We start from the raw sequence: 22,747 nt of genomic DNA, 5'->3' as shown, positions 1-22,747 counted from the left end.
CATGGTCGAAAAGCGCGGCGCGGGGCTGTGGTTGACCCATGTCCTGATGATCCTCGGCGTTCTGGTGATCTTCTTCCCGATCTGGCTGGCTTTCGTCGCCTCGACCGTGACCCAGCCCGAGATCGTGCGCCCGCCGATGCCGATCTGGCCCGGTGACCAGTTCTGGGAAAACTACAAGGCCGCGCTCTTTTCGGGGGTGAACGTGCCGGTGGCCACAATGCTGCTCAATTCGCTGATCATGGCGATGGGCATCGCGGTGGGCAAGATCGTCATCTCGCTGCTGTCGGCCTTTGCCATCGTCTATTTCCGCTTTCCGGGGCGGATTTTCTTTTTCTGGATGATCTTCATCACGTTGATGCTGCCGGTCGAGGTGCGGATCGTTCCGACCTACGAGGTGATCGCGGGGTTTGGCATGCTCAACAGCTATTCGGGCCTCATCTTCCCGCTGATCGCCTCGGCCACGGCGACCTTCCTCTTCCGGCAGTTCTTCCTCACCATCCCGGACGAGCTGGCCGAAGCGGCGCGCGTCGACGGGGCCGGGCCGATGCGGTTCTTCATCGACATCGTGGTGCCGATGAGCCGGACCAACGTGGCCGCCCTTTTCGTGATCCTGTTCATCTATGGCTGGAACCAGTATCTGTGGCCGCTGCTGATCACCACCGACCCCGAGATGAACACCATCGTGATGGGCATCAAGCAGATGTTCCCCTCCGGCGATGATGTGGCCGAATGGCCGGTCATCATGGCCACCTCGATCCTCGCGATGATCCCGCCGGTGATCGTGGTGGTGTCGATGCAGAAACTGTTCATCCGTGGCCTTGTAGATAGCGAGAAATGACAAGATGGCGACTGTAACGCTCAAAGACCTGCGCAAGAGCTTTGGCCCCGACGAGGTGATCCACGGGATCGACATGGAGATCGCGGATGGCGAATTCATCGTCATCGTCGGCCCCTCGGGCTGTGGCAAGTCCACGCTCCTGCGGATGGTCGCCGGGCTTGAAACCGTGACCGGGGGCGAGGTTCTGATCGGGGGCGAGCGGGCCAACGACAAGGAACCGATGGACCGCGACATCGCCATGGTGTTCCAGAACTACGCGCTTTATCCGCACATGACCGTGGCGCAGAACATGGGCTATGGCCTCAAGATCGCGGGCCTCTCCAAACCCGAGATCGCCACCAAGGTCGAAGCGGCGGCAGAGCTTCTCCAGCTCGATGGCCTGCTCGACCGGCGCCCCAAGCAGCTTTCGGGCGGGCAGCGCCAGCGCGTCGCCATGGGCCGTGCGATCGTGCGCGAACCGTCGGTGTTCCTCTTTGACGAGCCGCTTTCCAATCTCGATGCCAAGCTGCGGGTGCAGATGCGGCTCGAAATCAAGGAATTGCAGTCGAAACTCGGGGTCACGGCGCTTTACGTGACCCATGATCAGGTCGAGGCGATGACCATGGCCGACCGGATGATCGTGATGAATGCCGGCGTGGCCGAACAGATCGGCACCCCGATGGAGGTCTACGAGACACCGCAATCGCTGTTCGCGGCACAGTTCATCGGCAGCCCGGCGATGAACGTGCTCGATGCGCGCATCGAAGGTGGGCGGGTGATGCTGGGCGACGTGGCGGTGGCCGAGACCGGCAAGCGCGCGGGCCCGGTCAAGCTCGGCCTGCGCCCCGAGCACGTGGCGCCCGACGCCGAGGGGCCGCTGGCGATGGAGGTTCTCCTGGCCGAGCCGCTGGGCGCCAACACGCTCCTGCACGGGCGCCTTGCGGGCACCGAGATCGCCTTCACCGCCAGCCTTCAGGGCGTGCATCTCGCCAGCCACGGCGGCGAGGCGATGCGCTTTGGCGTCGATCCGGTCGATTGTCACCTGTTCGATCCCGAAACCGGCCACCGGTTGTAAGCCGCACCCCAGTTTCGGCTTTTCCCCGGCGAGGCAAGACAGTATCCGCATGTCATCAGGATCATGGGGCGCGGCGGGCCGTCGCCCGCAGTGATGCAAGAGACAACCGGAGGAACCGAAGATGAGTGTTGAGCGACTGAAGCAAGAGGTGCAGAACCTGCGCATCGAAACCGAGGAAAACGGGGTCTGGACAATCACCCTCGCCCGTCCGGCCAAGCGCAACGCGCTCGATTCCCACACGGTAGAAGAAATGGTCGAGGTGTTTTCCAAGGCCGGGCGCCTCGGTGCCAAGGCGATCGTGCTGGCCGCCGAGGGCGATCATTTCTGCGCCGGGCTCGACCTCATCGAACATCACGACGCGGATCGCCGCCCCGAGGATTTCATGCATCTGTGCCTGCGCTGGCACGAGGCGTTCAACAAGATGGAATATGGCGGCGTGCCGATCATCGCGGCGCTCAAGGGCGCGGTCGTGGGCGGCGGGCTCGAACTGGCCAGCGCCGCGCATATCCGCGTGGCCGATCACGGCACCTATTTCGCCCTGCCCGAGGGCCAGCGCGGCCTCTTCACCGGCGGTGGCGCCACGATCCGCGTGGCCGACCTCGTGGGCAAGGCACGGATGGTCGACATGATGCTCACCGGCCGCGTCTATAAAGGGCTGGAGGCCGTGGACGTGGGTCTCGCGCAATATCTCGTCGAGGACAGCATGGTCACGGCGCGCGAACTCGCCGCGCGCTCGGCCGACAACCTGCCGCTCACGAATTTCGCGATCTGCTCGGCGATCAGCCACATGCAGAACATGTCGGCACTCGATGCCGCCTATGCGGAATCGGTGGTCGCGGGCATCGTCAACACGCAGGAACCCGCGCGCGCCCGGCTCAAGGCCTTTGCCGACAAGACCGCCGCGCGCGTCCGCCCCGAGTGACGTGCCGTGCCTCTTTGACAGGCTGACGCGAGGTAAATTTTGCTGGCGTCACATGACTGTCAAACGCTAGGCTTAACCCCGGGCTTGGCGACAATGGCGGCCTTGGGGGTCATCCCGACTCCCCAAAGCCCCTGCGCATCGTAAGAAGGGGACAAGCATGGCTTTCACACGAATCTCAGGCACAGGCCTGGCAGGCGCATTCGCGCTCGCCATCGCCTTTGGTGCAACGGCGGCATCGGCCGAAACATCGGTATCCATCGGCTTTCAACAGGAGCCGACGACGCTCGATCCGACCAGTGACGCGACCGCGGCCATCGACGGGATCATCACCCATAACGTGCTGGAGTCGCTGACCGTCGCGAACGAATCGGGCGAGGTTCTTCCCGCACTGGCCGAAAGCTGGACCATCTCCGACGACGGGCTGACCTATCGCTTCAACCTGCGCCAGGGGGTCACCTATCACGACGGCACCGCCTTTGACGCCGAGGATGTGAAATTCTCGTTCGACCGCGCCATGGCCGACGACAGCGAGAACCCGACCAAGGGCATTTTCAGCCCGGTGGAAAGCGTCACGGTCATCGACTCGCACACGGTCGAGATGGTGCTGAAGAACCCGGATGCATTCTTCCTGTTCAACATCGCGCGGGGCGATGCCTCGATCGTCGCACCCGAGAGCGTGGACCAGCTCAAGACCGCGCCCATCGGCACCGGCGCCTACCGCTTCGATAGCTGGACGCGGGGCGACCGGCTCACCCTCGCGAAGAACCCCGATTACCGCGATGCCGCCGATGTGGCCTTGGACAAGGTGGTGATCCGCTTCATCTCCGATCCCGCCGCGGCCAGCGCCGCGCTCCTGTCGGGCGAGCTTGACGCCTTCCCGGGCTTTCCCGCCCCCGAGATGCTGCCGCAATTCGAGGCCGATCCGCGCTTCACCGTCACCATGGGCAGCACCGAGGGCGAGGTGATCCTTGCCATGAACAACGCCAAGCCACCCTTCGACAATGTCGAGGTGCGCCGCGCAGTGAGCCACGCCATCGACCGTGCCGCGATCATCGACGGGGCGATGTATGGCCGCGCCACCCCGATCGGCAGCTTCTATCCGCCGCACGGCCCCGCCTATGTTGATCTGCTGGACACCTATCCGCATGACCCCGACACGGCCCGCGCCATGTTCGAGGAAGCCGGCGTCGCGGGCAGCACGATGACCATCCGCGTGCCGCCCTTCCCCTATGCCATGCGCTCGGGCGAGATCATCCAGGCCCAGCTGACCGCCGCCGGGATCGACGCCAAGGTCGAGAATGTCGAATGGGGCTTCTGGCTCGACGAGATCTACAAGAAGCAGAATTACGACATGACCATCATCGCGCATACAAGCCCCAACGACATGGGCAATTTCGCGCGTGGCAAGTCCTATTTCTATGGATTTGAAGACCCGGATTTCACCGATCTCTGGAACCGGATCAGCACCGAGGCCGACCCCGACACGCGCAACGACCTGTTGCGGCAGGGGCAGGAATACCTGACCGAGAACGCCATTCACGGCTTCCTCTTCCAACTGCCACGGCTCGGGGTCTATGACGCGCGCCTGCGCGGCTACTGGACCGCCTCGCCGGTGCTCTACGAGCCGCGCGCCAGCATGTCCTGGGCCGAGTGACACGCTGAACGCAACCCGGATCGGTATGAAGGCATGAGCTATTTCATCGCCCGGCGGCTCGCCGGATTCCTCCTGACGCTCTGGGCGGTGTCGGTCGTGGTCTTCGCGGTGATGAACGTGCTGCCCGGCGATCCGGCGCTCACCATCCTCGGGATCGACTCAACAGAAGAGGCGCGCGCCGCCCTGCGCGCGCGCCTCGGTCTCGATCAACCGGTGATCCTGCGCTATCTCGACTGGGTCGCGGGCGCGTTACGCGGCGATTTCGGCGAAAGCTATTCCTTCGGCGTGCCGGTCTCGGGCCTCATCGCCGAACGCCTGCCGCTCACCTTTTCACTGGCGCTGTCCGGCATGGTCGTGACCGTGCTGCTGGCGCTGGTGCTGGGCATCACGGCGGCGGCGCGTCATGGCCGCCCGGGCGATTGGGGCATCATGCTTCTGAGCCAGATGGGCATCGCGATCCCGGCCTTCTGGCTGTCGATGCTTCTGGTTCTCTTGTTCGCGGTCAAGTTGCGTTGGCTGCCGCCGGGCGGCTTTCCCGGTTGGGGCGATCCGGTCGCGGCGCTGCGCTCGCTGGTGTTGCCCACGGCGGCACTTGCCTTGGTGCAGTCGGCGGTGCTGGCCCGGGTCACGCGCTCCGCCGCGCTCGAGGTGATGCGGCTCGATTTCGTGCGCACCGCGCGGGCCACCGGCTTCGGGTCGCGCCATGTGCTCTGGCGCCATGTGCTGCCCAACGCGCTGGTGCCGATCGTGACCATCGTGGGGCTGCAATTCGCCGGGCTCGTCACCGGCACGATCGTCATCGAGAACGTGTTCTACCTGCCCGGGCTGGGGCGGCTCCTGTTCCAATCCATCGCCAATCGCGACCTGATCACGGTACAGGCGCTGGTGATGCTCTTTGCCGCGCTGGTGGTGACGGCGAATTTCCTTGTCGATATCGCCTATGTGGTCATCGACCCCCGCCTGCGCGAGGCTAGGGGATGAGTGAACGCCGGCTTTCCCCGAACCTGGTCATCGGTGCCGCACTGGTGACGCTGGTCTGTGGCGTGGCACTCCTGTCGGTGATCTGGACACCGCACCCCCACGCGGTGATCAACGTGGCGCAGAAATTCGCCCCCGCCAGCGCCGAACACTGGCTGGGCACCGATCAGCTTGGCCGCGATCTCGTGTCGCAACTGATGGTGGCGGCGGGCAATTCGATGATGGTGGCGATGCTGGCGGTGGGGGTGGGCTGTGTTCTGGGGACATCGCTTGGCCTCTTGGCGGCGGCGCGCGGCGGCTGGACCGAAGAGGCGATCATGCGCGTCTCGGACCTCGGTTTTGCCTTCCCGGCGCTGCTCTTCGCGATCATGCTGGCGGCGGCCTATGGCCCCTCGCTGAGCGTGGTGGTGGTCGCCATCGCCTTCATCAACATCCCGATCTTCGCGCGGGTGTCGCGCGCGGCCGCCAACCAGGTCTGGCACCGCGAATATGTCTATGCGGCGCGCGCGGCGGGGATGGGCCGTTTCGCCATCTCGCGCGATCACATCCTGCCCAACATCGCCGCACCCGTCATCGTTCAGGCCACGATCGAATTCGCGGTCGCGATCCTGACCGAGGCGGCGCTCTCCTACCTCGGGCTTGGCGCGCAACCGCCCGCGCCCTCGTGGGGGCGGATGCTGTCCGAGGCGCAGACGCTCATGTATCTCGCCCCGCAACTGGCGATCTGGCCGGGCTTGTGCATCTTTGTCGCGGTTCTGGGCTTTGGCCTTCTGGGCGACGGGTTGCGCGACATGACCGACCCGCGCCTCGTTCGGGAGCGACGCGCATGATCGAGGTCGAGGGGCTTTCCATCACCAGCGCCGCGGGCCCGATCCTGCGCGATGTGGGCCTGCACGTCGCCCCCGGCGAACGGCTGGGCGTGGTCGGCGAAAGCGGCTCGGGCAAGACGCTTCTGGCAATGTCGCTGATGGGCATGGTCCCCGACGGGCTGAGCGTCACCGGCTCGATCCGCATCGACGGGGCCGAGATGTGCGGCGCGGATGAATCCGCGTGGCGGCGGCTGCGGGCGCGGCGCATGGCGATGATCTTTCAGGAACCGATGAGCGCGCTCAACCCGCTGCGCCGGGTGGGTGATACCGTGGCCGAACCGCTGATCCGGCATCTCGGCCTCGCCCCGCGTGCCGCGCGCGACAAGGCGCTGGCGCTGTTCGACGAGACCGGCATTCTCGACCCCGAACGGCGGCTCTCGCAATATCCGCACCAGCTCTCCGGCGGTCAGCGTCAGCGGGTGCTGATCGCGCTGGCGCTGGCTTGTGACCCCGAACTCCTGATCGCGGACGAGCCCACCACCGCACTTGACGCCAACGTGGCGCTGCGCATCACGCGGCTTCTCGTCCGGCTGGCCGAAGAGCGCCGGATGGGCCTGCTCTTCATCAGCCACGATCTCGCCGCCGTGAGCCGCACGACAGAGCGCCTCATGGTGATGTATGGCGGCGACGTGGTCGAAACCGGCGCCACGGCCGAGGTGCTGCGCGCCCCCGCGCATCCCTACACCGCCGGGCTTCTCTCCGCGCGCCCGTCGCTCGCGGCGCATGGCAAGCGGCGCCTGCCCACCATCCCGGGCAGCGTGCCACCGCCACAGGAATTGCCGCGCGGCTGCCGCTTCTCGGGGCGTTGCGGGCAGGAAATCGCGCGCTGCGCCGCCGAGATGCCGCAGCCGGTGACCACGGCCCCCGACAGCTGGGCCGCCTGCCACCTGTTGCAGGCCCGCGCAAAAGGGGCAGGGGCATGAGTGCGCTTCTCTCGGTCGAGGCGGTGACGCGCCAATACCGCTTGCCGCGCCTGTCGCTGTTCCGGCCCGCGCCGATGCTGACGGCGGTGCGCGACATCTCGTTCACGCTTGAAACCGGGCAGACGCTCGGCATCGTCGGCGAAAGCGGGTCGGGCAAATCGACGCTGGCGCGGCTGGTGATGGGGTTCGAGACGCCCGACACGGGCCGCGTTGTGTTTGACGGCCAGGATCTCGCGCAGCTCTCCCCGGCGGCGATGCGTGCGGCGCGGCGCGGCTTCCAGATGGTGTTCCAGGACCCGTTCGGCTCGCTCGATCAACGGCGCCGCATCGGCTGGTCCATCGCCGAGCCACTGCGCGCGCAGGGCGCGGGCGGCGATCACGCGCGCGCGGTGGCGCAGGCGCTCGAACAGGTCGGGCTGCGCGCCGACCATGCCGACCGCTTTCCGCATGAATTCTCCGGCGGGCAGCGCCAGCGCATCGCCATCGCCCGCGCCATCATCACCCGCCCCCGGCTTCTCGTCGCCGACGAGGCCGTGTCGGCGCTGGACGTCAGCGTTCAGGCCCAGATCCTCAACCTTCTCATGGACTTGCAAGACGATCTTGGCCTTGCAATCCTGTTCATCAGCCATGACCTTGCCGTCGTCTCAAGCATCTGTGACGATGTGCTGGTGATGCGCGAGGGACAGGTGGTCGAGCGCGGCCCCGTGGGCGATGTGCTGACCCGTCCTGCACAAGATTACACCCGCACCCTTCTGGCGGCGGCCGCACTCGAGGATTGACCATGACCCGCTTCGTTCACCTGACCGACCTGCACGTCACCGATCCGGGCCGCGACGATCCGCAACTCCTCTCCGACACGCCCGCGATGCTGGCCCACGCGCTGGCCGAGATCGGGCGCATGGATCCAGCCCCCGATTTCGTGGCGATCTCGGGCGACCTGACCAATCACGGCGATGTCGAAAGCTACCGGCATGTCAGGGCCGCGCTCGATGACCTGCCGATGCCGGTGGTGATGTCGCTGGGCAACCATGACGGGCGTGAAGGCTTTCGCGCGGTCTTTGACCCCGATGCACCGCGCGACGCGACGCCCGTCTTTCATGACCGCGTGCTGGCGGGGCTGCATGTGATCGCGCTCGACAGTTCGGTGCCCGGCCGGGTCGGCGGCGCCATCGACGGCGATCAATTCGCCTTGCTCGACGCGGCGCTGGCCGCGCATCCCGACCTGCCCAAGCTGATCCTGTGCCACCACCCGCCCGCCATGCCACAAGGCGCCGGGCTGGCATGGGAAAGCCTCACCCCCGAGGACAGCGCGGCACTGGCCGCGCGGCTCTCCGGGCATGACGTGGCCGCGATCCTGAGCGGGCATGTGCATTGCAACCGCGTGCTGCACTGGCACGGCATCCCGGTGGTGATCTCGACCGGGTTGCACAACAGTATCGACCTGCTCGAGCCGAGCGACCTCGTGATGTACGAGGGCGCGGGCTTTGCCATTGGGCAGGTCTTGCCCGATGCGCTCGACATCCGCTTCGTGCCGCTGGCGCCCCGGGGCGCCGTGCTGGGCCGGATCGCCGCCGAGCGGTTGCGGGGGTTTGCCTGAATGACCGCGCCCATCTCCGAAGATGACAACGACGATCGCCACCTCGCGCTGAGCGGGGCCTATAACGTCCGCGATCTGGGCGGATACCGCACCCGCTCGGGCGGCCTCACCCGGCGGCGCAGGCTCTTGCGCGCGGATTCCCCGCATCGCCTGACATCGGGCGATCTCGATCTTCTGCTCGGCACCGGGCTGCGCACCGTGATCGACCTGCGCGCCCCGCACGAGCTTGCCAATGCGCCCAACCCGCTGGGCGAGATTGCCTCGCTCGACTACCTGCACCTGCCGCTCTTTGATGCACTGGCGCCCGCGAACGTGCACGAAGGCGCGACCGGGCCCGACCCGCTGCCGGAATTCTATGCGCGCACCCTGTCGACGCGCGCGCCCGCGCTGCGCGACGTGATGCAGGCCATCACCGAGGCCCCGCCCGGCGCGGTGATGTTCCACTGCACCGCCGGAAAGGACCGCACCGGGCTGATCGCGGCCCTGTTGCTGGGCAATGCCGATGTGCGCGACGCGGACATCGTGGCCGATTACGCCAGCACCGAACGCCATATCGCGCCGCTGGTGGCCGAGTTCCTCGACTTGGCGCGGATCAAGGGGTCGGATACCGACGCCTATGGCCGGGCGCTCAGGTCACGCCCCGAAACGATGCAGCGGGTTCTGGCGGATATCGCCCGCGATTACGGATCGGTGCCGGAGTATCTGGCCGGGATCGGTCTTGATTCGGCGGCGCGCGCGCGACTGGCGGCGCGGCTGCTTGCCGCACAGGCGCCGCCACGCTGAGCCTGCGCGGCGCAACGGGCTTGCCCGTGGACATCTAAACGCGCGACGCCCGAAAAAACCCGTAAACATCTTGCCTTGGCCGGGTTTGCGCCGGTATTTCTTTTCGGGTAACAGGACAAGAACCGGGGCGGAGAGGGCAGAGCGCGCGACATGTTTATCGAACACGGTTTCCTGCTGGTCATCGCGGCGCTTCCCTTTGTCGGTGCCCTGATCCCGGGGCTGATGATCCGGGCCGGGCGCACGGCCTGCGCGTCGTTCACCGCCCTTCCCACCGCGTTTGCGCTGCTCCTTCTGGCGATGCTCGCGCCCGATGTGATGCAGGGCAACGTGATCCGGTTTGAGGTCGAATGGCTGCCGCAGCTCGGCCTGTCGGCGGCGTTCTTTCTTGACGGGCTGGGGCTCTTGTTTGCCGGGATGATCCTCGGCGTCGGGCTCTTGATTACGCTCTATGCGCGTTTCTACCTCTCGAGCGAAGACCCGATGGGGCAGTTCTATACCTACCTCCTGCTCTTCCAGGGCGCGATGCTGGGCATCGTGATTTCCGACAACATCCTGCTTTTGCTGATCTTCTGGGAATTGACCAGCCTTTCCTCGTTCCTGCTGATCGGCTACTGGAAACACCTGCCCGAGGGCCGACAGGGCGCGCGCATGGCGCTGGCCGTGACCGGGGCGGGGGGGCTTGCGATGATCGGGGGGATGCTGATCCTCGGCAATATCGTCGGCAGCTACAACCTCACCGACATCCTCGTCGCAGGCGATCTGATCCGCGCCTCCGATTGGTATCTGCCCGCGCTCATCCTGATCCTGCTCGGCGCGTTCACCAAGTCGGCGCAGTTTCCGTTCCATTTCTGGCTGCCGCACGCCATGGCCGCGCCCACGCCCGTTTCGGCCTATCTGCACTCGGCCACGATGGTCAAGGCGGGGGTGTTCCTCATGGCGCGGATGTGGCCCGCGCTCGCCGGAACCGATGCGTGGTTCTACCTCGTGGCGACGACCGGGCTCATCACCATGGTGCTGGGCGCGCTCATCGCGCTCTTCAAGGATGATTTGAAGGCGCTCCTCGCGTTCTCCACGGTCAGTCACCTTGGCCTTTTGACCATGCTTCTGGGGTTCGGCACGAAACTGGCCGCCGTGGTGGCGGTGTTTCACATCATCAACCACCTCACCTTCAAGGCCGCGCTCTTCATGACCGCCGGGATCGTCGATCACGAGACCCACACCCGCGACATCAAGCGGCTTGGGGGCTTGCGCCACCTGATGCCCGTGACCTTCCTCATCGGCACGGTCGGGGCGCTGTCGATGGCGGGCATACCGCTCTTCAACGGCTTCCTGTCGAAAGAGATGATGCTCGAAGAGGCCGCCCATACCAGCTGGGGCAACAGCCCCTATGCGGTGGGGGTGCTGGCCACGCTGGGCGCGCTCCTGTCGGTCGCCTATTCGTTCCGGTTCATCGCGCATGTGTTCCTCGGCCCGGTGCGCGACGACTACCCGGCCAAGCCGCATGACCCGCCCTTCGGCATGTGGGCCGCGCCGGGGCTCCTGGTGCTTGGCGTGGTGATCATCGGCATCATGCCCGCGGCGGTGGTCGGCCCGCTGGTGGCCGTCGCCGGAGGCGCGGTGATCGGCGGTGGCGAGATGCCCTATTACTCGCTCAAGATCTGGCATGGCGTGACGCCCGCGCTCTTCATGTCGGTGATCGCGGTGGCCGGCGGGCTTGTCCTCCTGGCGCTGCATCGCCCGCTCGACTGGCTCTGGAACGCGCTGCCGCGCCCCGAGGCGAAAATCATCTTCGACGCGCTGATCGCGCGGGTGGCGGCGCTGTCGCGCGGCATCACCGAAACCATGCATAACGGCGCGATCAGCCGCTACCTGGCGATCTTTTTCGTCACCACGCTGATCGTGGGCTACGCGGCATGGACGGGTGGTGGATTGACCATGGAAACCCGCCCGGTCCTGCCGGTGCCGCCCGCCGTGGCGATCGGCTGGGTGCTCCTGATCGTGGCGGTGATCACCGTCACCCTCACCCATCGCCGCCGGTTCCTGTCGCTTGTCATTCTCGGCGTGGTCGGGCTCATGCTGTCGGCCGGTTTCGTCTATCTCTCGGCGCCGGACCTCGCGCTCACGCAGATCTCGGTCGAGACGGTCACGATCATGCTGCTCCTGCTGGCGCTGCATTTCCTGCCCAAGGAAACCCCGGTGGAAAGCGGCGCGGCGCTGCGCATCCGTGACGGCGTGATCGCGGGCGCGTCGGGGCTTGCCCTGGCGGCGCTGTCCTATGCCTTCATGCTGCGCGATGTCGACACGATCTCGGACTATCACCTCGCCAATTCCTACGAAGGCGGTGGCGGCACCAACGTGGTCAACGTGATCCTCGTCGATTTCCGTGGCTATGACACCTATGGCGAAATCATCGTTCTGGGCATTGCCGGCCTGGTGATCTTTGCCCTGATGGAGACGCTGCTCAACGGCCCCGTCTCGCGCCGCCTGCGCGAGACGGTCTATGCCCCCGACCGCTCCCGCGACCGCCACCCGCTGATGATGGTGGTGGCGACCCGGGTGATGATGCCGATCGCCTTCATGGTCGGCATCTACATCTTCCTGCGCGGCCATAACGAGCCGGGCGGCGGGTTCGTCGCCGGGCTGGTCATCTCGATCGCGCTCTTGATGCAATACATGGCGTCGGGCTTTGCCTGGACACAGGCGCGCCAGCGGTTCGAATATCACGGGCTGATCGGCTTTGGCGTGGTGATCGCGGGGCTGACCGGGGCAGGGGCCATGCTGGCGGGCAAGCCCTTCCTGACCAGCGCCTACGATTATTTCCACTTCCCCCCGATCGAGGAGTTCGAGCTGGCCACCGCGATGGCCTTTGATCTCGGCGTGTTCCTCGTCGTCTTCGGGGCGGTCATGCTGATGCTCTACAGCCTGTCGCGGCTTGCGCGGATCGCTGGCGAGACGGTGAACCGCGAGCCGATGGATTATGACCCGACCGACACGGTCGAAAAGCGCAAGGAGGCGTGAATGGAAGTGGTGGTGGCAAGTTCCATCGGCGTGCTGACCGCGAGCGGGATCTATCTCATCCTGCGTCTGAGGGCCTTTCCGGTCATTCTCGGGCTGGCGATGCTGTCCTACGCCGCGAATGCCCTTCTGTTCGCGTCGGGGCGGCTGGCGATCAACATGCCGCCGGTCCTGTCGAAATACGGCGAGGCGAGCTATACCGACCCGCTGCCGCAGGCCCTCGTGCTGACCGCGATCGTGATTTCCTTTGGCATGACGGCGGTTCTCGTCATGGTGGCGCTGGCCTCCTATCTCGAAGCCGGCAATGACGAGGTGAACATGGACGCGCCCGGAACCGGCGCCGCGGATGAAAAGGCGGGCTCATGATGCACTGGATCATTGCACCGGTCCTGCTTCCGGCGCTCCTCGCGCCCGTGATCGGTTACGTGATGCGCCACGACATCACGCTGGCGCGGGTCGCCTCGATGGCCGGGGCGGTGGGTCTTCTGGGCATCGCCGTGCATCTCGTGGTCATGGCCTCGGGGGGCGAGACGCTGGTCTACCGGCTCGGCGACTGGCCCGCGCCGTTCGGGATCGTTCTGGTGCTTGACCGTCTCTCGGCGGTGATGGTCCTGCTGACCGCGATCCTTGCCGTGATCGTGCTGTGGCACGCCTGCGCCTCGGGCTGGGACCGGCAGGGGCGGCATTTTCACGCCATTTTCCAGTTTCAGTTGATGGGCGTCTGCGGCGCTTTCCTGACCGGTGACATCTTCAACCTCTTCGTCTTTTTCGAGATCCTGCTGATCGCCTCCTACGGCCTCATGATCCACGGCGGCGGGCGCGAGCGGATGCGCGCGGGGCTGCAATACGTGGTGATCAACCTTGCCGGTTCGACCCTGTTTCTCTTCGCGCTGGCGGTGCTCTATGCCAGCACCGGCACGCTCAATATCGCAGACCTTGCGCTGCGCCTGCGCGAAATCCCGGCCGACGAGGCAGCACTTGTGCGCGTGGCGGCGATCCTGCTGATGGTGGTTTTCGCGGTCAAGGCGGCGCTCTTTCCGGTGCATTTCTGGCTGCCGGGCACCTATTCCAACGCGCCCGCACCGGTGGCCGCATTCTTCGCGATCATGACCAAGGTGGGGGCCTATTCCATCATCCGCATTCACAACCTCGTCTTCGGCCCGGGGGTCGAGGCGACCGACGGGCTGATGGCAGGCTGGCTCTTTCCCGGTGCCGTCGTCACCATCGCCATCGGTGCGCTCGGGGTGATGGGCGCGCGCCAGATCCTGCCGCTCGTCTCCTTTGCCGTGGTCGGTTCCATGGGTGTGCTGCTGATCGCGGTGGCCAGTTTCACGCCCGCCGCCTTTGCCGCGGGGCTTTACTATCTCGTGCACTCGACCTTTGCCGCGGCGGCGCTCTTCCTGCTGGCCGACCTGGTCCTGCACCGGCGCGGCAGCGGCGCGCTGGCCACGTTGCCCGCCACCGCGCAGAACGGGCTTTTCGCCGCGCTCTTCTTTGGCGCGGCCATCGGCATCGCCGGGATGCCCCCGCTCAGCGGCTTCCTGGGCAAGCTCCTGGTGCTCGACGCGCTGCGCGCCCCCGAGGTGATCGTCTGGGCCTGGGTCAGCGTGCTGGCCGGTTCGCTCCTCACCATCGTCGGCTTCGCCCGGGCGGGCAGCGTGCTGTTCTGGAAATCCACCGTCGTCACCGCGCCCGCATCCGCCTCGACGGGCAGCTCCGCCCAGGACACACCCGCCCCGGTCACCACCGCCGAACTGGTTCCGGTCTTTGCCGCGCTGGCGATGCTGGGGGCCCTCGCCGCCCTCGCCGGGCCCGTGGCCGGGTATTTCGAAGCGACCGCACTACAGCTTTTCGACCATGCGGGCTATATCGAGTCCGTTCTCGGAACCGGCAGGGGAGAGTAAACCGTGACTGCACGACTTTTCCCCCACCCGCTCCTCAGCCTCGTGCTGGTCGTGGTCTGGCTTGGCCTCGTGAACAAGGTGACGCCGGGCAATGTGCTGCTCGGTGCGATCCTCGGCGTGGCGGTCCCCATTCTGACCTCGCCCTACTGGCCCAACCGCCCGCGGATCAGCAGCCCGCTGCGCGCGGTGGAATACGCGCTGGTGGTGTTGTGGGACATCATCGTCGCCAACGTGCAGGTGGCGCTGATCATCCTCTTCAAACCGAACGCGCGCATCCACTCGCACTGGATCACCGTGCCGCTCGAACTCACCTCGGCCGAGGCGATCACGGTGCTGGCGGGCACGATCACCATGACACCGGGCACCGTGTCGGTGACGTTCAGCGCCGACATCCACAGCATCCTTGTCCACTGCCTGCACACCGATGACCCCGACACGGTCAGGGCAAACATCAAGGGCCGCTACGAAGGACGTCTCAAGGAGATATTCGAATGATCGAGACCGCGCTTGTCTTTGCCATGGGCTGTTTCGGGCTGGGCCTGCTGTTCTGCCTCTGGCGCATGCTGCGCGGCCCCGGCCTCGCCGACCGCATCCTCGCGCTCGACACGATGGTCATCAACGTCATCTCGCTCCTCGTCCTTTACGGCATCAAGGAGGGCACGGCGGTCTATTACGAGGCGGCCATGCTGGTCGCCATGGTCGGGTTCGTCTCGACCGTGGCCTATTGCCGCTTCGTGCTGCGCGGCGACATCATCGAGTGAGGGCAACATGGCATCCTTGAGCGACATCCTGATCTCCTTCTTCCTCGTCGTGGCGGGGGTGTTCGGGTTGGTCGGGTCTTTCGGCCTTGTGAAACTCAAGGACACGATGCAGCGCATCCATGCGCCGACCAAGGCGACGACGCTGGGCGTGGGCGGGGTGCTGATCGCCTCCATGCTCTATTTCACGCTGGTCAAGGGCAGCTTCTCCTTCCACGAGCTGCTGATCTCGCTGTTCCTGTTCATCACCGCGCCGATCACCGCGAATTTCATCGCCAAGACCCACCTGACCAAGCATGTGCCCGAAGAAGACCTGCCCGAGAGCGAACAAACCTACGGCTGGGCCGTCTACAACGACCCGCCGGAATAGGGCCGCTATAGCATCCCGCCCGGAACAGCGGCGCAGCCGCCCGGGCAGCACACCATTGCCCGGCAGGCGATTTTGTCTCGCGAAAAATCTGCCGGGAGGGGGCCGCCCCGTCGTGCCGGAGGCACGCCTTCGGCGTGACCGGGTGCTTTCGAGAGGTTGCGCATCACTTGGGACTGGGGATGACGTTGCGGGATTAAGGGCTCTGCACTGATGTTGTGAGTACCCGACCGCGGCCGTGTGATGCCCTTTCGTTTGGCATTGGGCGAATGCGGTTTGATCAGATCTGCCCTAACCCCCGCGCACGATCACCGGCGGCGCGACCCCGATCGTGACCGGCGGCACATCGCCCGCCGCCTCGACCTCGACCAGGCAGGAATGCGCGATCGGCCCCTGGGCCAGTTTCGACGTGCCCTTGTCGGGGGTGAGAGTGTTGGGATTGCCATGCACACAGGTCTCGCCCGCGGGCTCGTACCACGCGCCGGTGGCGATCTGGATCACCCCGGGGCGGATCTCGTCGCTGATCCTGAGCCCGGCGAGGGTCGCCCCGCGCGCGTTGAAGAGGCGCACGATCTGCCCCTCCGACAGACCCCGCTTCGCGGCATCCTCGGGGTTCATCAGCACCGGCTCGCGCCCCGCCACCCGGTCGGCGCGGCTCAGCGACCCGTGGTCGATCTGGCTGTGCAGCTTGGTCTTGGGCTGGTTCGAAATCATGTGCAGCGCATCCCCCGCTCCCGCCTTGCCCAGCCATTCCAGCGGCTCGATCCAGGCCGGGTGACCCGGGCAATCGTCATACCCGAACCCCGCGATGGTCTCGGAAAAGATCTCGATCCTGCCGCTCGGCGTCTTCAACGGCCGCGCCTCGGGATCGGCGCGAAACGCCTCCATCATCACGGTCTGTTTCTCGGGCGCCGGAACCCGGTGCCATCCCTCGCGCCGCAACTCGTCGAGCGTGGGCAGTTCGATCCTGCCGCGCGCCGCCGCCTGCCGCGACAGGTCATAAAGCCAGCGCAGCCACTCCCCGGCGCTGCGCCCCTCGGTAAACGCCTCTTCTACGCCCATCGCGGCGGCGATCCCGCGAAAGATCTCGTGATCGTCGCGCGCCTCGCCCACCGGTTCGCCGACCTTGTCCATCATGGTGATGAACGGATCCTTGGGCGACATGGCGATGTCGTCGCGTTCAAGCGGGGTGGTGCAGGGCAGCACGATATCGGCATGCCGCGCGAGACTGTTCCAGCACCATTCGTTCACGATGATCGTCTCGGGCTTTGCCCACGCCCGGCGCAGGCGGTTGAGGTCCTGATGATGGTGAAACGGGTTGCCCCCTGCCCACCAGACGAGCCGCACATCGGGATAGGTGAGCGTGCGCCCGTTATACTCGACCGTCCCCCCGGGATTTTCGAGCATGTCGGTGACCCGCGCCACTGGGATGTAATCGGGCACCGGGTTCTGGCCCTGCGGAAAGGCGGCATAAGGCACCTGCCGCCGGTTGAGCCCGGTGTGGTTCATCGCCGAATAGCCGAACCCCACGCCACCGCCCTGCAGGCCGATCTGCCCCAGCATTGCCGCCAGCGTGATCGCCGCCCAATAGGGCTGTTCGCCATGGTCCTGCCGGGTCAGCGCATAGGCGACCGAGATCATCGTGCGCCCGCGTGCCATGCGCCGCGCCAGATCGCGGATCGTGTCGGCCGGAATGTCCGTGATCGCGGCGGCCCAGTCGGCGGTTTTCGCAACCCCATCCGTCTCGCCTGTCAGGTAAGCCGCGAACCGCTCGAATCCCACGGTATATCGCTCAAGGAACGCGCGGTCATGCAACCCCTCGGACAGGATCACATGCGCCAGCCCCAGCATCAGCGCCGCGTCGGTCGACGGTCTGAGCGCCAGCCAATCGGCCTCCACCCGGTCGAGAAAATCCGCCCGCAACGGCGAGACGTTGACGAACCGCGTGCCGCCCGCATGCGCCGCCAGAACCCCGGCCTTTTGCACATGCGCGCCGGTGCCGCCCTGGGTGATCTGCCCGTTCTTGAGCGGCACCCCGCCAAAGGCCACGAAAAGATCGCAATGCTCGGCAATCGACTCCCACGATGTCATCCGGTCGAGAAAGCTGCGAAAATCGCCCAGCACATGCGGCACGATCACCTCGGCGGCGGCAAAGGAATAGGTGTTGACCGACGAGGTGAACCCGCCCACGAGGTTGAGAAACCGCTTGAGCTGCCCCTGCGCATGGTGAAACCGCCCCGCGCTGGCCCAGCCATAGGACCCGGCATAGATCGCCTTGTTGCCATGATCGCGCCGCACGCGCTGCAACTCGTCCGCAATCAGGCGGTTCACTTCGTCCCATGTGACCTCGACGAACTCTTCCGATCCACGCCGCGCGCCCGCCGTGCCCGGCCCGCCCTCAAGCCAGCTGCGCCGCACCGCGGGCCGGGTGATGCGCAACGCATCCCGGCGCGTCTCGACCATGCCCGGCCCGATGGGCGAGGGGTCGGGATCGTGTTCGAACGGCGTCAACCCGGTCGGCTCGCCATTCTCGGCCTCGACCCAATAGGTGCCCCAATGGCTGTTGGTGATCGGTTTGCGGTCGAGATCCTTCATCGCGCGCCTCCTTCATGGCCCGTTCGTCGCCGCGCGAGAGTTGCGCAAAGCACGGGCGAAGGCAAGAAGTGGCGCGTGGTGCCAGTGGCCTTGGGCTTGTTGCGCTTGATCGCGTTCATCCCGCCCGGGCTGCATGCAGCCCGGGCAGCGTCCGACCCGCCCCATGGGCGGGCGCTTCACGCCCACCCCGGGTCGGGCGCTGCCCTTTCGTTGGGTGTCAATCAGCTCCTGTTCGGCGCATCGCGCTTCAGGGTATGTTGTGGCCCGGGCGAAATGAACGCGACCAAGCGCACGCCACGTTAACCCCTCGCGTTAACCCTTTGTCAGGATTTACCCGGCAGCCGGGCAGCAGCCGCATGTCAGCCGGATGTCACCCCCCGATTTTTCGCCGAAAAATCGTGTTAACCCGAGCGCGCGGTGCCCTCGATCTTACCCCTTGGGCTTGACGAACGCCGTCGCCTCGATCTCGAGAAGGGCCTCGTCCTCGACCAGATCCTTTATGATAATCAACGACATGGCCGGGAAATGCCGGCCCAGCACCCGGCGATAGGCCTCGCCGATCTCGCGCTGGTGGGCCATGTATTCGGCCTTGTCCTTCACGAACCATGTCAGCCGCCCGATATCGCCCACGTCACCCCCCGCCGCACGCACTATTGCGGCAATGTTTTCAAGGGTTTGCTCCATCTGCCCGACGAAATCGTGCCGCTCGAACACCTTCTGCGCATTCCAGCCGATCTGGCCCGCGATATGCAGCGTGCCATCCTCCATCAACATCCCGTTGGCATAGCCGAGTGCCGGGGCCCATCCTTCGGGCTGAATTGTCTTGGGCGCCATCTCGCCTCTCCTTGTTCCGTCTCGTAACCCGTTGATTTCTCAAAGCTCTCCGCGCAGGTGCCAAAGCTCGGGGAACAGCTCCACCTCCAGCATCCGGCGCAGGTACCCCACCCCCGAAGTGCCCCCGGTGCCGCGCTTGAACCCGATCACCCGCTCGACCGTGGTGACATGATTGAACCGCCAGCGGCGGAAATAATCCTCCAGATCGACCAGCTTTTCAGCCAGTTCATAAAGCGCCCAATGGTTCGCGGTATCCTCGTAAACCATCTTCCACCGCGCCTGGATCTCGGGCACCGCCTCATGCGGCCGGTCAAGCTGCGGGGCAGGGGGTTCGCCCCCGCCCGTGCCCTCGAAAAGCCGCGCGACAACCACGTCGTAAAAGCTCGGGCGGCCCAGTTCCTGCTCAAGCTTTTCAACCACTTCCGGCACATGCGCATGGGGTTTGAGCATGTTGGGATTGCGGTTGCCCAGCACGTATTCGATCATCCGGTATTGCCAGGATTGAAACCCCGACGACGGCCCGAGCGTGTCGCGAAACCGCGTGTAATCCGCCGGTGTCATGGTGCGCAGAACGTCCCACGCGTTGTTGAGCTGCTCAAAGATCCGGCTCACCCGCGCCAGCATCTTGAACATCGGCTCCAGTTGACCGGCCTCAAGCGCCTCCCGGGCGGCGGAAAGCTCGTGAATCGCAAGCTTCATCCATAATTCACTAGTTTGGTGTTGGATGACGAACAACATTTCGTCATGGGCATCCGAAAGCGGGTGTTGCTGATCCAGAAGCGCATCCAGATGCAGGTAATCACCGTATGACATCGCCCCCTTGAAATCGAGCTTGGCACCCTCGCGCCCGGGATCATATGCGCCGCTCATCGCGTCGACCTCAGGCGAAAGCGTTGGATCTTGCCGGTTTCGGTCTTGGGCAGGGCCTTGGTAAACACCACCGAGCGCGGGTATTTATAGGGCGCAATCGTCGATTTTACGTGGTCCTGCAATGACTTGATCATTTCGGGGCCAGGCACCGCGCTGGCCGACAGCACCACATGCGCTTCGACGATGGCGCCGCGCTCCTCGTCCGGCACGCCGATCACCGCGCATTCGGCCACGGCCTCATGGGCCAGCAATGCCGCCTCGACCTCCGGCCCGGCGATGTTGTAACCCGACGACAGGATCATGTCGTCATTGCGCGCGGCAAAGTGGAAATAGCCTTCCTCGTCCATGAAGAACGCATCGCCGGTGATGTTCCACCCGTCCTGCACATACTCGATCTGCCGCTCGCCACGCAGGTAACGGCACCCGGTCGGCCCGCGCACCGCCAGCCGCCCGATCTCACCGGGGGGCAGTTCCTGCCCATCCTCGCCAATCACCCGCGCCTCGTAGCCCGTGACCGGCTTGCCGGTGCAGGCGGGGCGGTGATCCTCGAAGCGGTTGGTGACAAAGATATGCAGCATCTCGGTCGCGCCGATCCCGTCGAGCATCGGCTTGCCGGTCTTCTCCATCCATTCGTCATAGACCGGCGCGGGCAGGGTCTCGCCCGCGCTCACGGCGGCGCGCAGGCTGGAAAGATCCGCGCCCTCGTCCATCGCCTTGAGCATGGCGCGATAGGCGGTTGGCGCGGTAAAACAGACAGTTGCGCGGTATTTCTCGATGATCTCGACCATGTTGGGCGGGGTGGCGTTTTCCAGAAGCGTGGCCGCCGCACCAAAGCGCAGCGGGAAAATCGCCAAGCCCCCGAGCCCGAAGGTAAAGGCCAGCGGCGGCGAGCCCACGAACACATCCTCGGGCTGCACGTCGAGCACCTCGCGCGCGTAACCATCGGCGATGATCAGCAGGTCACGGTGAAAATGCATCGTGCCCTTGGGTTCCCCGGTCGAGCCGGAGGTGAACCCGATCAGCGCCACGTCGTCCTGCGCGGTTTCCACCGCATCGAACTGCACCGATTTCTCCAGCGCCAGCCGGTCCAGCTCGGCATCGTGGTTCGAGGTGCCATCGAACCCCACCACCGTCCTGAGAGATTCCGACTGCTTGGCGCAGATCGCCATCTCGTCCATCAGCCGCGTATCGCAAAGCGCGTGGGTGATCCCGGCCTTGTCGACATATTTCGCCAATTCGCCCGCGCGCAGCATCGGCATGGTGTTGACCACCACCGCCCCCGCCTTGGTCGCGGCCAGCCAGCAGGCCACCATCGCCGGGTTGTTGGCCGACCGGATAAGAACACGATTCCCGGGCTTTACACCCAAATCTTCAACCAATGCATGGGCAAGGCGATTGGTCCAGTCCGAGAGCTCCTTATAGGTCCGCCGCCGCCCGTTGCCAATGAGCGCGGTATGATCGCCAAAGCCGCGCGCGACCATCGCATCGGTCAGTTCCACCCCGGCATTGAGCCGGTCGGGATAATCGAACGCGTCGATGCGAAGCTCCGGCCATGTCTCCGGCGCGGGCAGGTTGTCGCGCGCGAAGCTGTCCTCGTGGGCCGATGGTCTGAGCATGTCCTATCCTCCCTGATGCTGCCCCAGTGTCTGGCGAGCGATCACCACGCGCTGCACGTCCGAGGCCCCTTCGTAAATCCGAAGCGCGCGGATCTCGCGGTAGAGTTTCTCGACCGTTTCGCCAGATTTCACCCCGTCACCGCCGTGCAACTGCACCGCGCGGTCAATGACCTTCTGGGCCTGATCGGTGGCGAAAAGCTTGGCCATCGCCGCCTCGCGCGTGACCCGTGGCGCGCCGGAATCCTTGGTCCAGGCGGCGCGATAGACCAGAAGCGCGGCCGCATCGACATCAAGCGCCATATCCGCGATATGCCCCTGCACCATCTGCAGATCAAAGAGCGGTGCGCCTTGCACATGGCGCGTCGTGACCCGCGTCAGCGCCTCGTCAAGCGCACGGCGGGCAAACCCCAGCGCCGCCGCCGCCACGGTCGAGCGGAACACGTCGAGCACCGACATCGCGATCCGGAACCCCGCGCCCGGCGCGCCGATCATGGCCGACGCCGGCACGCGGCAATCGGTGAACCGCAGCGTGGCCAGCGGGTGCGGGGCAATGGTTTCAAGCCGTTCCGCGACTTCGAACCCGGGCAGGTCGGCAGGCACGATGAACGCCGAGAGCCCCTTGGCCCCCGGCGCCTCGCCGGTGCGGGCGAAAAGCGTATAGACATCTGCAATCCCGCCATTCGAGATCCACGTCTTCTCGCCGTTCAGAACATAATCATCCCCGTCACGTGTCGCCGTCATCGTGGAATTGGCGACATCCGATCCCGAGGCGGGTTCGGTCAGCGCAAAGGCCGAAATCGCCTGTCCCGACCGCGTGAGCGGCAGCCATTCCTGTTTCTGCGCCTCTGTCCCGAAAAGCGAGATCGCCCCGGTGCCCAGCCCCTGCATCGCAAAGGCGAAATCGGCAAGCCCGTCATGGCGTGCCAGAGTCTCGCGAATGAGGCAAAGCGAGCGCACGTCAAGTTGTCCGTCCAAGTCACCGGAATATTGCAGGAATCCCGCCTCACCCAATGCCGAAACCAGCGCGCGGCAGGCGGCATCCGTGTCTGAGTGGTCGATGGTGAGGCCCGCGGCGAAGCGCTCCAACTCCTCGGCCAGTGCCCGGTGGCGATCCTCGAAGAACGGCCAGTTCAGAAAGCTCCTGTCACTCATCGCACCCTCTTTCATCTT

At 65.6% G+C, this 22,747-nt stretch carries 21 protein-coding genes; 16 read left to right on the top strand and 5 right to left on the bottom strand.

Annotation, left to right across the window (positions count from 1 at the left end; genetic code table 11):
• Position 1 precedes the first annotated feature (1 nt).
• The 16 genes from ugpE (at position 2) to FLO80_RS02735 (ending at position 15,665) form a co-directional block, all read left to right on the top strand.
• Positions 2-838 (top strand): sn-glycerol-3-phosphate ABC transporter permease UgpE, encoded by an 837-nt coding sequence (ugpE, locus tag FLO80_RS02810; RefSeq protein WP_111362366.1) that lies wholly within the window; start codon positions 2-4, stop codon positions 836-838.
• Between the two features lie 4 nt (positions 839-842).
• Entirely contained in the window at positions 843-1,892 is a 1,050-nt protein-coding gene (locus FLO80_RS02805; protein WP_111361865.1) for an ABC transporter ATP-binding protein, read from the top strand.
• 121 nt (positions 1,893-2,013) lie between these two features.
• Positions 2,014-2,814: a crotonase/enoyl-CoA hydratase family protein gene (locus tag FLO80_RS02800; protein ID WP_111361866.1), complete on the top strand. Its 801-nt coding sequence runs from the start codon at positions 2,014-2,016 to the stop codon at positions 2,812-2,814.
• Between the two features lie 157 nt (positions 2,815-2,971).
• The gene (locus FLO80_RS02795; protein ID WP_111361867.1) at positions 2,972-4,468 is read left to right on the top strand and encodes an ABC transporter substrate-binding protein; all 1,497 of its coding nucleotides are present in this window, start codon (positions 2,972-2,974) and stop codon (positions 4,466-4,468) included.
• Positions 4,469-4,501: 33 nt separating this feature from the next.
• The gene (locus FLO80_RS02790; RefSeq protein ID WP_111361868.1) at positions 4,502-5,449 is read left to right on the top strand and encodes an ABC transporter permease; all 948 of its coding nucleotides are present in this window, start codon (positions 4,502-4,504) and stop codon (positions 5,447-5,449) included.
• On the top strand, positions 5,446-6,276 hold the full coding sequence (locus tag FLO80_RS02785; RefSeq protein WP_111361869.1) for an ABC transporter permease: 831 nt from the start codon (positions 5,446-5,448) through the stop codon (positions 6,274-6,276). Before FLO80_RS02790 ends, FLO80_RS02785 begins: the two co-directional genes overlap by 4 nt.
• A complete protein-coding gene (locus FLO80_RS02780; RefSeq protein ID WP_111361870.1) occupies positions 6,273-7,238 on the top strand; it encodes an ABC transporter ATP-binding protein in 966 nt (321 codons plus the stop codon). The genes FLO80_RS02785 and FLO80_RS02780 overlap by 4 nt, the downstream gene beginning before the upstream one ends.
• Positions 7,235-8,017: an ATP-binding cassette domain-containing protein gene (locus tag FLO80_RS02775; protein WP_111361871.1), complete on the top strand. Its 783-nt coding sequence runs from the start codon at positions 7,235-7,237 to the stop codon at positions 8,015-8,017. The genes FLO80_RS02780 and FLO80_RS02775 overlap by 4 nt, the downstream gene beginning before the upstream one ends.
• Before the next feature lie 2 nt (positions 8,018-8,019).
• A complete protein-coding gene (locus FLO80_RS02770; protein WP_111361872.1) occupies positions 8,020-8,835 on the top strand; it encodes a metallophosphoesterase in 816 nt (271 codons plus the stop codon).
• Entirely contained in the window at positions 8,836-9,618 is a 783-nt protein-coding gene (locus FLO80_RS02765; protein ID WP_111361873.1) for a tyrosine-protein phosphatase, read from the top strand. It begins immediately after the preceding gene.
• A gap of 150 nt (positions 9,619-9,768) precedes the next feature.
• The gene (locus FLO80_RS02760) at positions 9,769-12,636 is read left to right on the top strand and encodes a monovalent cation/H+ antiporter subunit A (protein ID WP_111361874.1); all 2,868 of its coding nucleotides are present in this window, start codon (positions 9,769-9,771) and stop codon (positions 12,634-12,636) included.
• Positions 12,637-12,999 (top strand): Na+/H+ antiporter subunit C, encoded by a 363-nt coding sequence (locus tag FLO80_RS02755; protein ID WP_111361875.1) that lies wholly within the window; start codon positions 12,637-12,639, stop codon positions 12,997-12,999.
• On the top strand, positions 12,996-14,537 hold the full coding sequence (locus FLO80_RS02750; RefSeq protein WP_111361876.1) for a monovalent cation/H+ antiporter subunit D: 1,542 nt from the start codon (positions 12,996-12,998) through the stop codon (positions 14,535-14,537). The genes FLO80_RS02755 and FLO80_RS02750 overlap by 4 nt, the downstream gene beginning before the upstream one ends.
• Positions 14,538-14,540: 3 nt before the next feature.
• On the top strand, positions 14,541-15,032 hold the full coding sequence (locus FLO80_RS02745) for a Na+/H+ antiporter subunit E (protein WP_111361877.1): 492 nt from the start codon (positions 14,541-14,543) through the stop codon (positions 15,030-15,032).
• The gene (locus FLO80_RS02740; protein WP_111361878.1) at positions 15,029-15,298 is read left to right on the top strand and encodes a K+/H+ antiporter subunit F; all 270 of its coding nucleotides are present in this window, start codon (positions 15,029-15,031) and stop codon (positions 15,296-15,298) included. The genes FLO80_RS02745 and FLO80_RS02740 overlap by 4 nt, the downstream gene beginning before the upstream one ends.
• Positions 15,299-15,305: 7 nt before the next feature.
• Positions 15,306-15,665, top strand: a complete 360-nt coding sequence (locus tag FLO80_RS02735) for a Na+/H+ antiporter subunit G (protein ID WP_111361879.1) — start codon at positions 15,306-15,308, stop codon at positions 15,663-15,665.
• 288 nt (positions 15,666-15,953) lie between these two features.
• Here FLO80_RS02735 and FLO80_RS02730 read toward each other — a convergent pair whose 3' ends face one another.
• From FLO80_RS02730 to FLO80_RS02710, 5 genes are all read right to left on the bottom strand, one after another.
• Positions 15,954-18,257: a molybdopterin guanine dinucleotide-containing S/N-oxide reductase gene (locus FLO80_RS02730; RefSeq protein ID WP_111361880.1), complete on the bottom strand. Its 2,304-nt coding sequence runs from the start codon at positions 18,255-18,257 to the stop codon at positions 15,954-15,956.
• Positions 18,258-18,686: 429 nt separating this feature from the next.
• The gene (locus FLO80_RS02725) at positions 18,687-19,091 is read right to left on the bottom strand and encodes a RidA family protein (RefSeq protein WP_111361881.1); all 405 of its coding nucleotides are present in this window, start codon (positions 19,089-19,091) and stop codon (positions 18,687-18,689) included.
• A gap of 39 nt (positions 19,092-19,130) precedes the next feature.
• Positions 19,131-19,961, bottom strand: coding sequence for a tryptophan 2,3-dioxygenase (locus tag FLO80_RS02720; protein ID WP_111361882.1), 831 nt, complete (start codon positions 19,959-19,961; stop codon positions 19,131-19,133).
• Positions 19,958-21,577 (bottom strand): AMP-binding protein, encoded by a 1,620-nt coding sequence (locus FLO80_RS02715; RefSeq protein ID WP_111361883.1) that lies wholly within the window; start codon positions 21,575-21,577, stop codon positions 19,958-19,960. Before FLO80_RS02715 ends, FLO80_RS02720 begins: the two co-directional genes overlap by 4 nt.
• A gap of 3 nt (positions 21,578-21,580) precedes the next feature.
• Positions 21,581-22,729: an acyl-CoA dehydrogenase family protein gene (locus FLO80_RS02710; protein WP_111361884.1), complete on the bottom strand. Its 1,149-nt coding sequence runs from the start codon at positions 22,727-22,729 to the stop codon at positions 21,581-21,583.
• Positions 22,730-22,747: the final 18 nt, after the last annotated feature.

Source organism: Aquicoccus porphyridii, assembly GCF_008369105.1.
In the GTDB taxonomy this organism is placed as follows: domain Bacteria; phylum Pseudomonadota; class Alphaproteobacteria; order Rhodobacterales; family Rhodobacteraceae; genus Aquicoccus; species Aquicoccus porphyridii.
This window is presented reverse-complemented; position numbering and strand designations above follow the sequence as displayed.

Bases quoted from the DNA above. Each gene is read 5' to 3' on its own strand.
- ugpE (WP_111362366.1), top strand. From the start codon at position 2: ATGGTCGAAAAGCGCGGCGCGGGGCTGTGGTTGACCCATGTCCTGATG.
- FLO80_RS02805 (WP_111361865.1), top strand. From the start codon at position 843: ATGGCGACTGTAACGCTCAAAGACCTGCGCAAGAGCTTTGGCCCCGAC.
- FLO80_RS02800 (WP_111361866.1), top strand. From the start codon at position 2,014: ATGAGTGTTGAGCGACTGAAGCAAGAGGTGCAGAACCTGCGCATCGAA.
- FLO80_RS02795 (WP_111361867.1), top strand. From the start codon at position 2,972: ATGGCTTTCACACGAATCTCAGGCACAGGCCTGGCAGGCGCATTCGCG.
- FLO80_RS02790 (WP_111361868.1), top strand. From the start codon at position 4,502: ATGAGCTATTTCATCGCCCGGCGGCTCGCCGGATTCCTCCTGACGCTC.
- FLO80_RS02785 (WP_111361869.1), top strand. From the start codon at position 5,446: ATGAGTGAACGCCGGCTTTCCCCGAACCTGGTCATCGGTGCCGCACTG.
- FLO80_RS02780 (WP_111361870.1), top strand. From the start codon at position 6,273: ATGATCGAGGTCGAGGGGCTTTCCATCACCAGCGCCGCGGGCCCGATC.
- FLO80_RS02775 (WP_111361871.1), top strand. From the start codon at position 7,235: ATGAGTGCGCTTCTCTCGGTCGAGGCGGTGACGCGCCAATACCGCTTG.
- FLO80_RS02770 (WP_111361872.1), top strand. From the start codon at position 8,020: ATGACCCGCTTCGTTCACCTGACCGACCTGCACGTCACCGATCCGGGC.
- FLO80_RS02765 (WP_111361873.1), top strand. From the start codon at position 8,836: ATGACCGCGCCCATCTCCGAAGATGACAACGACGATCGCCACCTCGCG.
- FLO80_RS02760 (WP_111361874.1), top strand. From the start codon at position 9,769: ATGTTTATCGAACACGGTTTCCTGCTGGTCATCGCGGCGCTTCCCTTT.
- FLO80_RS02755 (WP_111361875.1), top strand. From the start codon at position 12,637: ATGGAAGTGGTGGTGGCAAGTTCCATCGGCGTGCTGACCGCGAGCGGG.
- FLO80_RS02750 (WP_111361876.1), top strand. From the start codon at position 12,996: ATGATGCACTGGATCATTGCACCGGTCCTGCTTCCGGCGCTCCTCGCG.
- FLO80_RS02740 (WP_111361878.1), top strand. From the start codon at position 15,029: ATGATCGAGACCGCGCTTGTCTTTGCCATGGGCTGTTTCGGGCTGGGC.
- FLO80_RS02735 (WP_111361879.1), top strand. From the start codon at position 15,306: ATGGCATCCTTGAGCGACATCCTGATCTCCTTCTTCCTCGTCGTGGCG.
- FLO80_RS02730 (WP_111361880.1), bottom strand. From the start codon at position 18,257: ATGAAGGATCTCGACCGCAAACCGATCACCAACAGCCATTGGGGCACC.
- FLO80_RS02725 (WP_111361881.1), bottom strand. From the start codon at position 19,091: ATGGCGCCCAAGACAATTCAGCCCGAAGGATGGGCCCCGGCACTCGGC.
- FLO80_RS02720 (WP_111361882.1), bottom strand. From the start codon at position 19,961: ATGAGCGGCGCATATGATCCCGGGCGCGAGGGTGCCAAGCTCGATTTC.
- FLO80_RS02715 (WP_111361883.1), bottom strand. From the start codon at position 21,577: ATGCTCAGACCATCGGCCCACGAGGACAGCTTCGCGCGCGACAACCTG.
- FLO80_RS02710 (WP_111361884.1), bottom strand. From the start codon at position 22,729: ATGAGTGACAGGAGCTTTCTGAACTGGCCGTTCTTCGAGGATCGCCAC.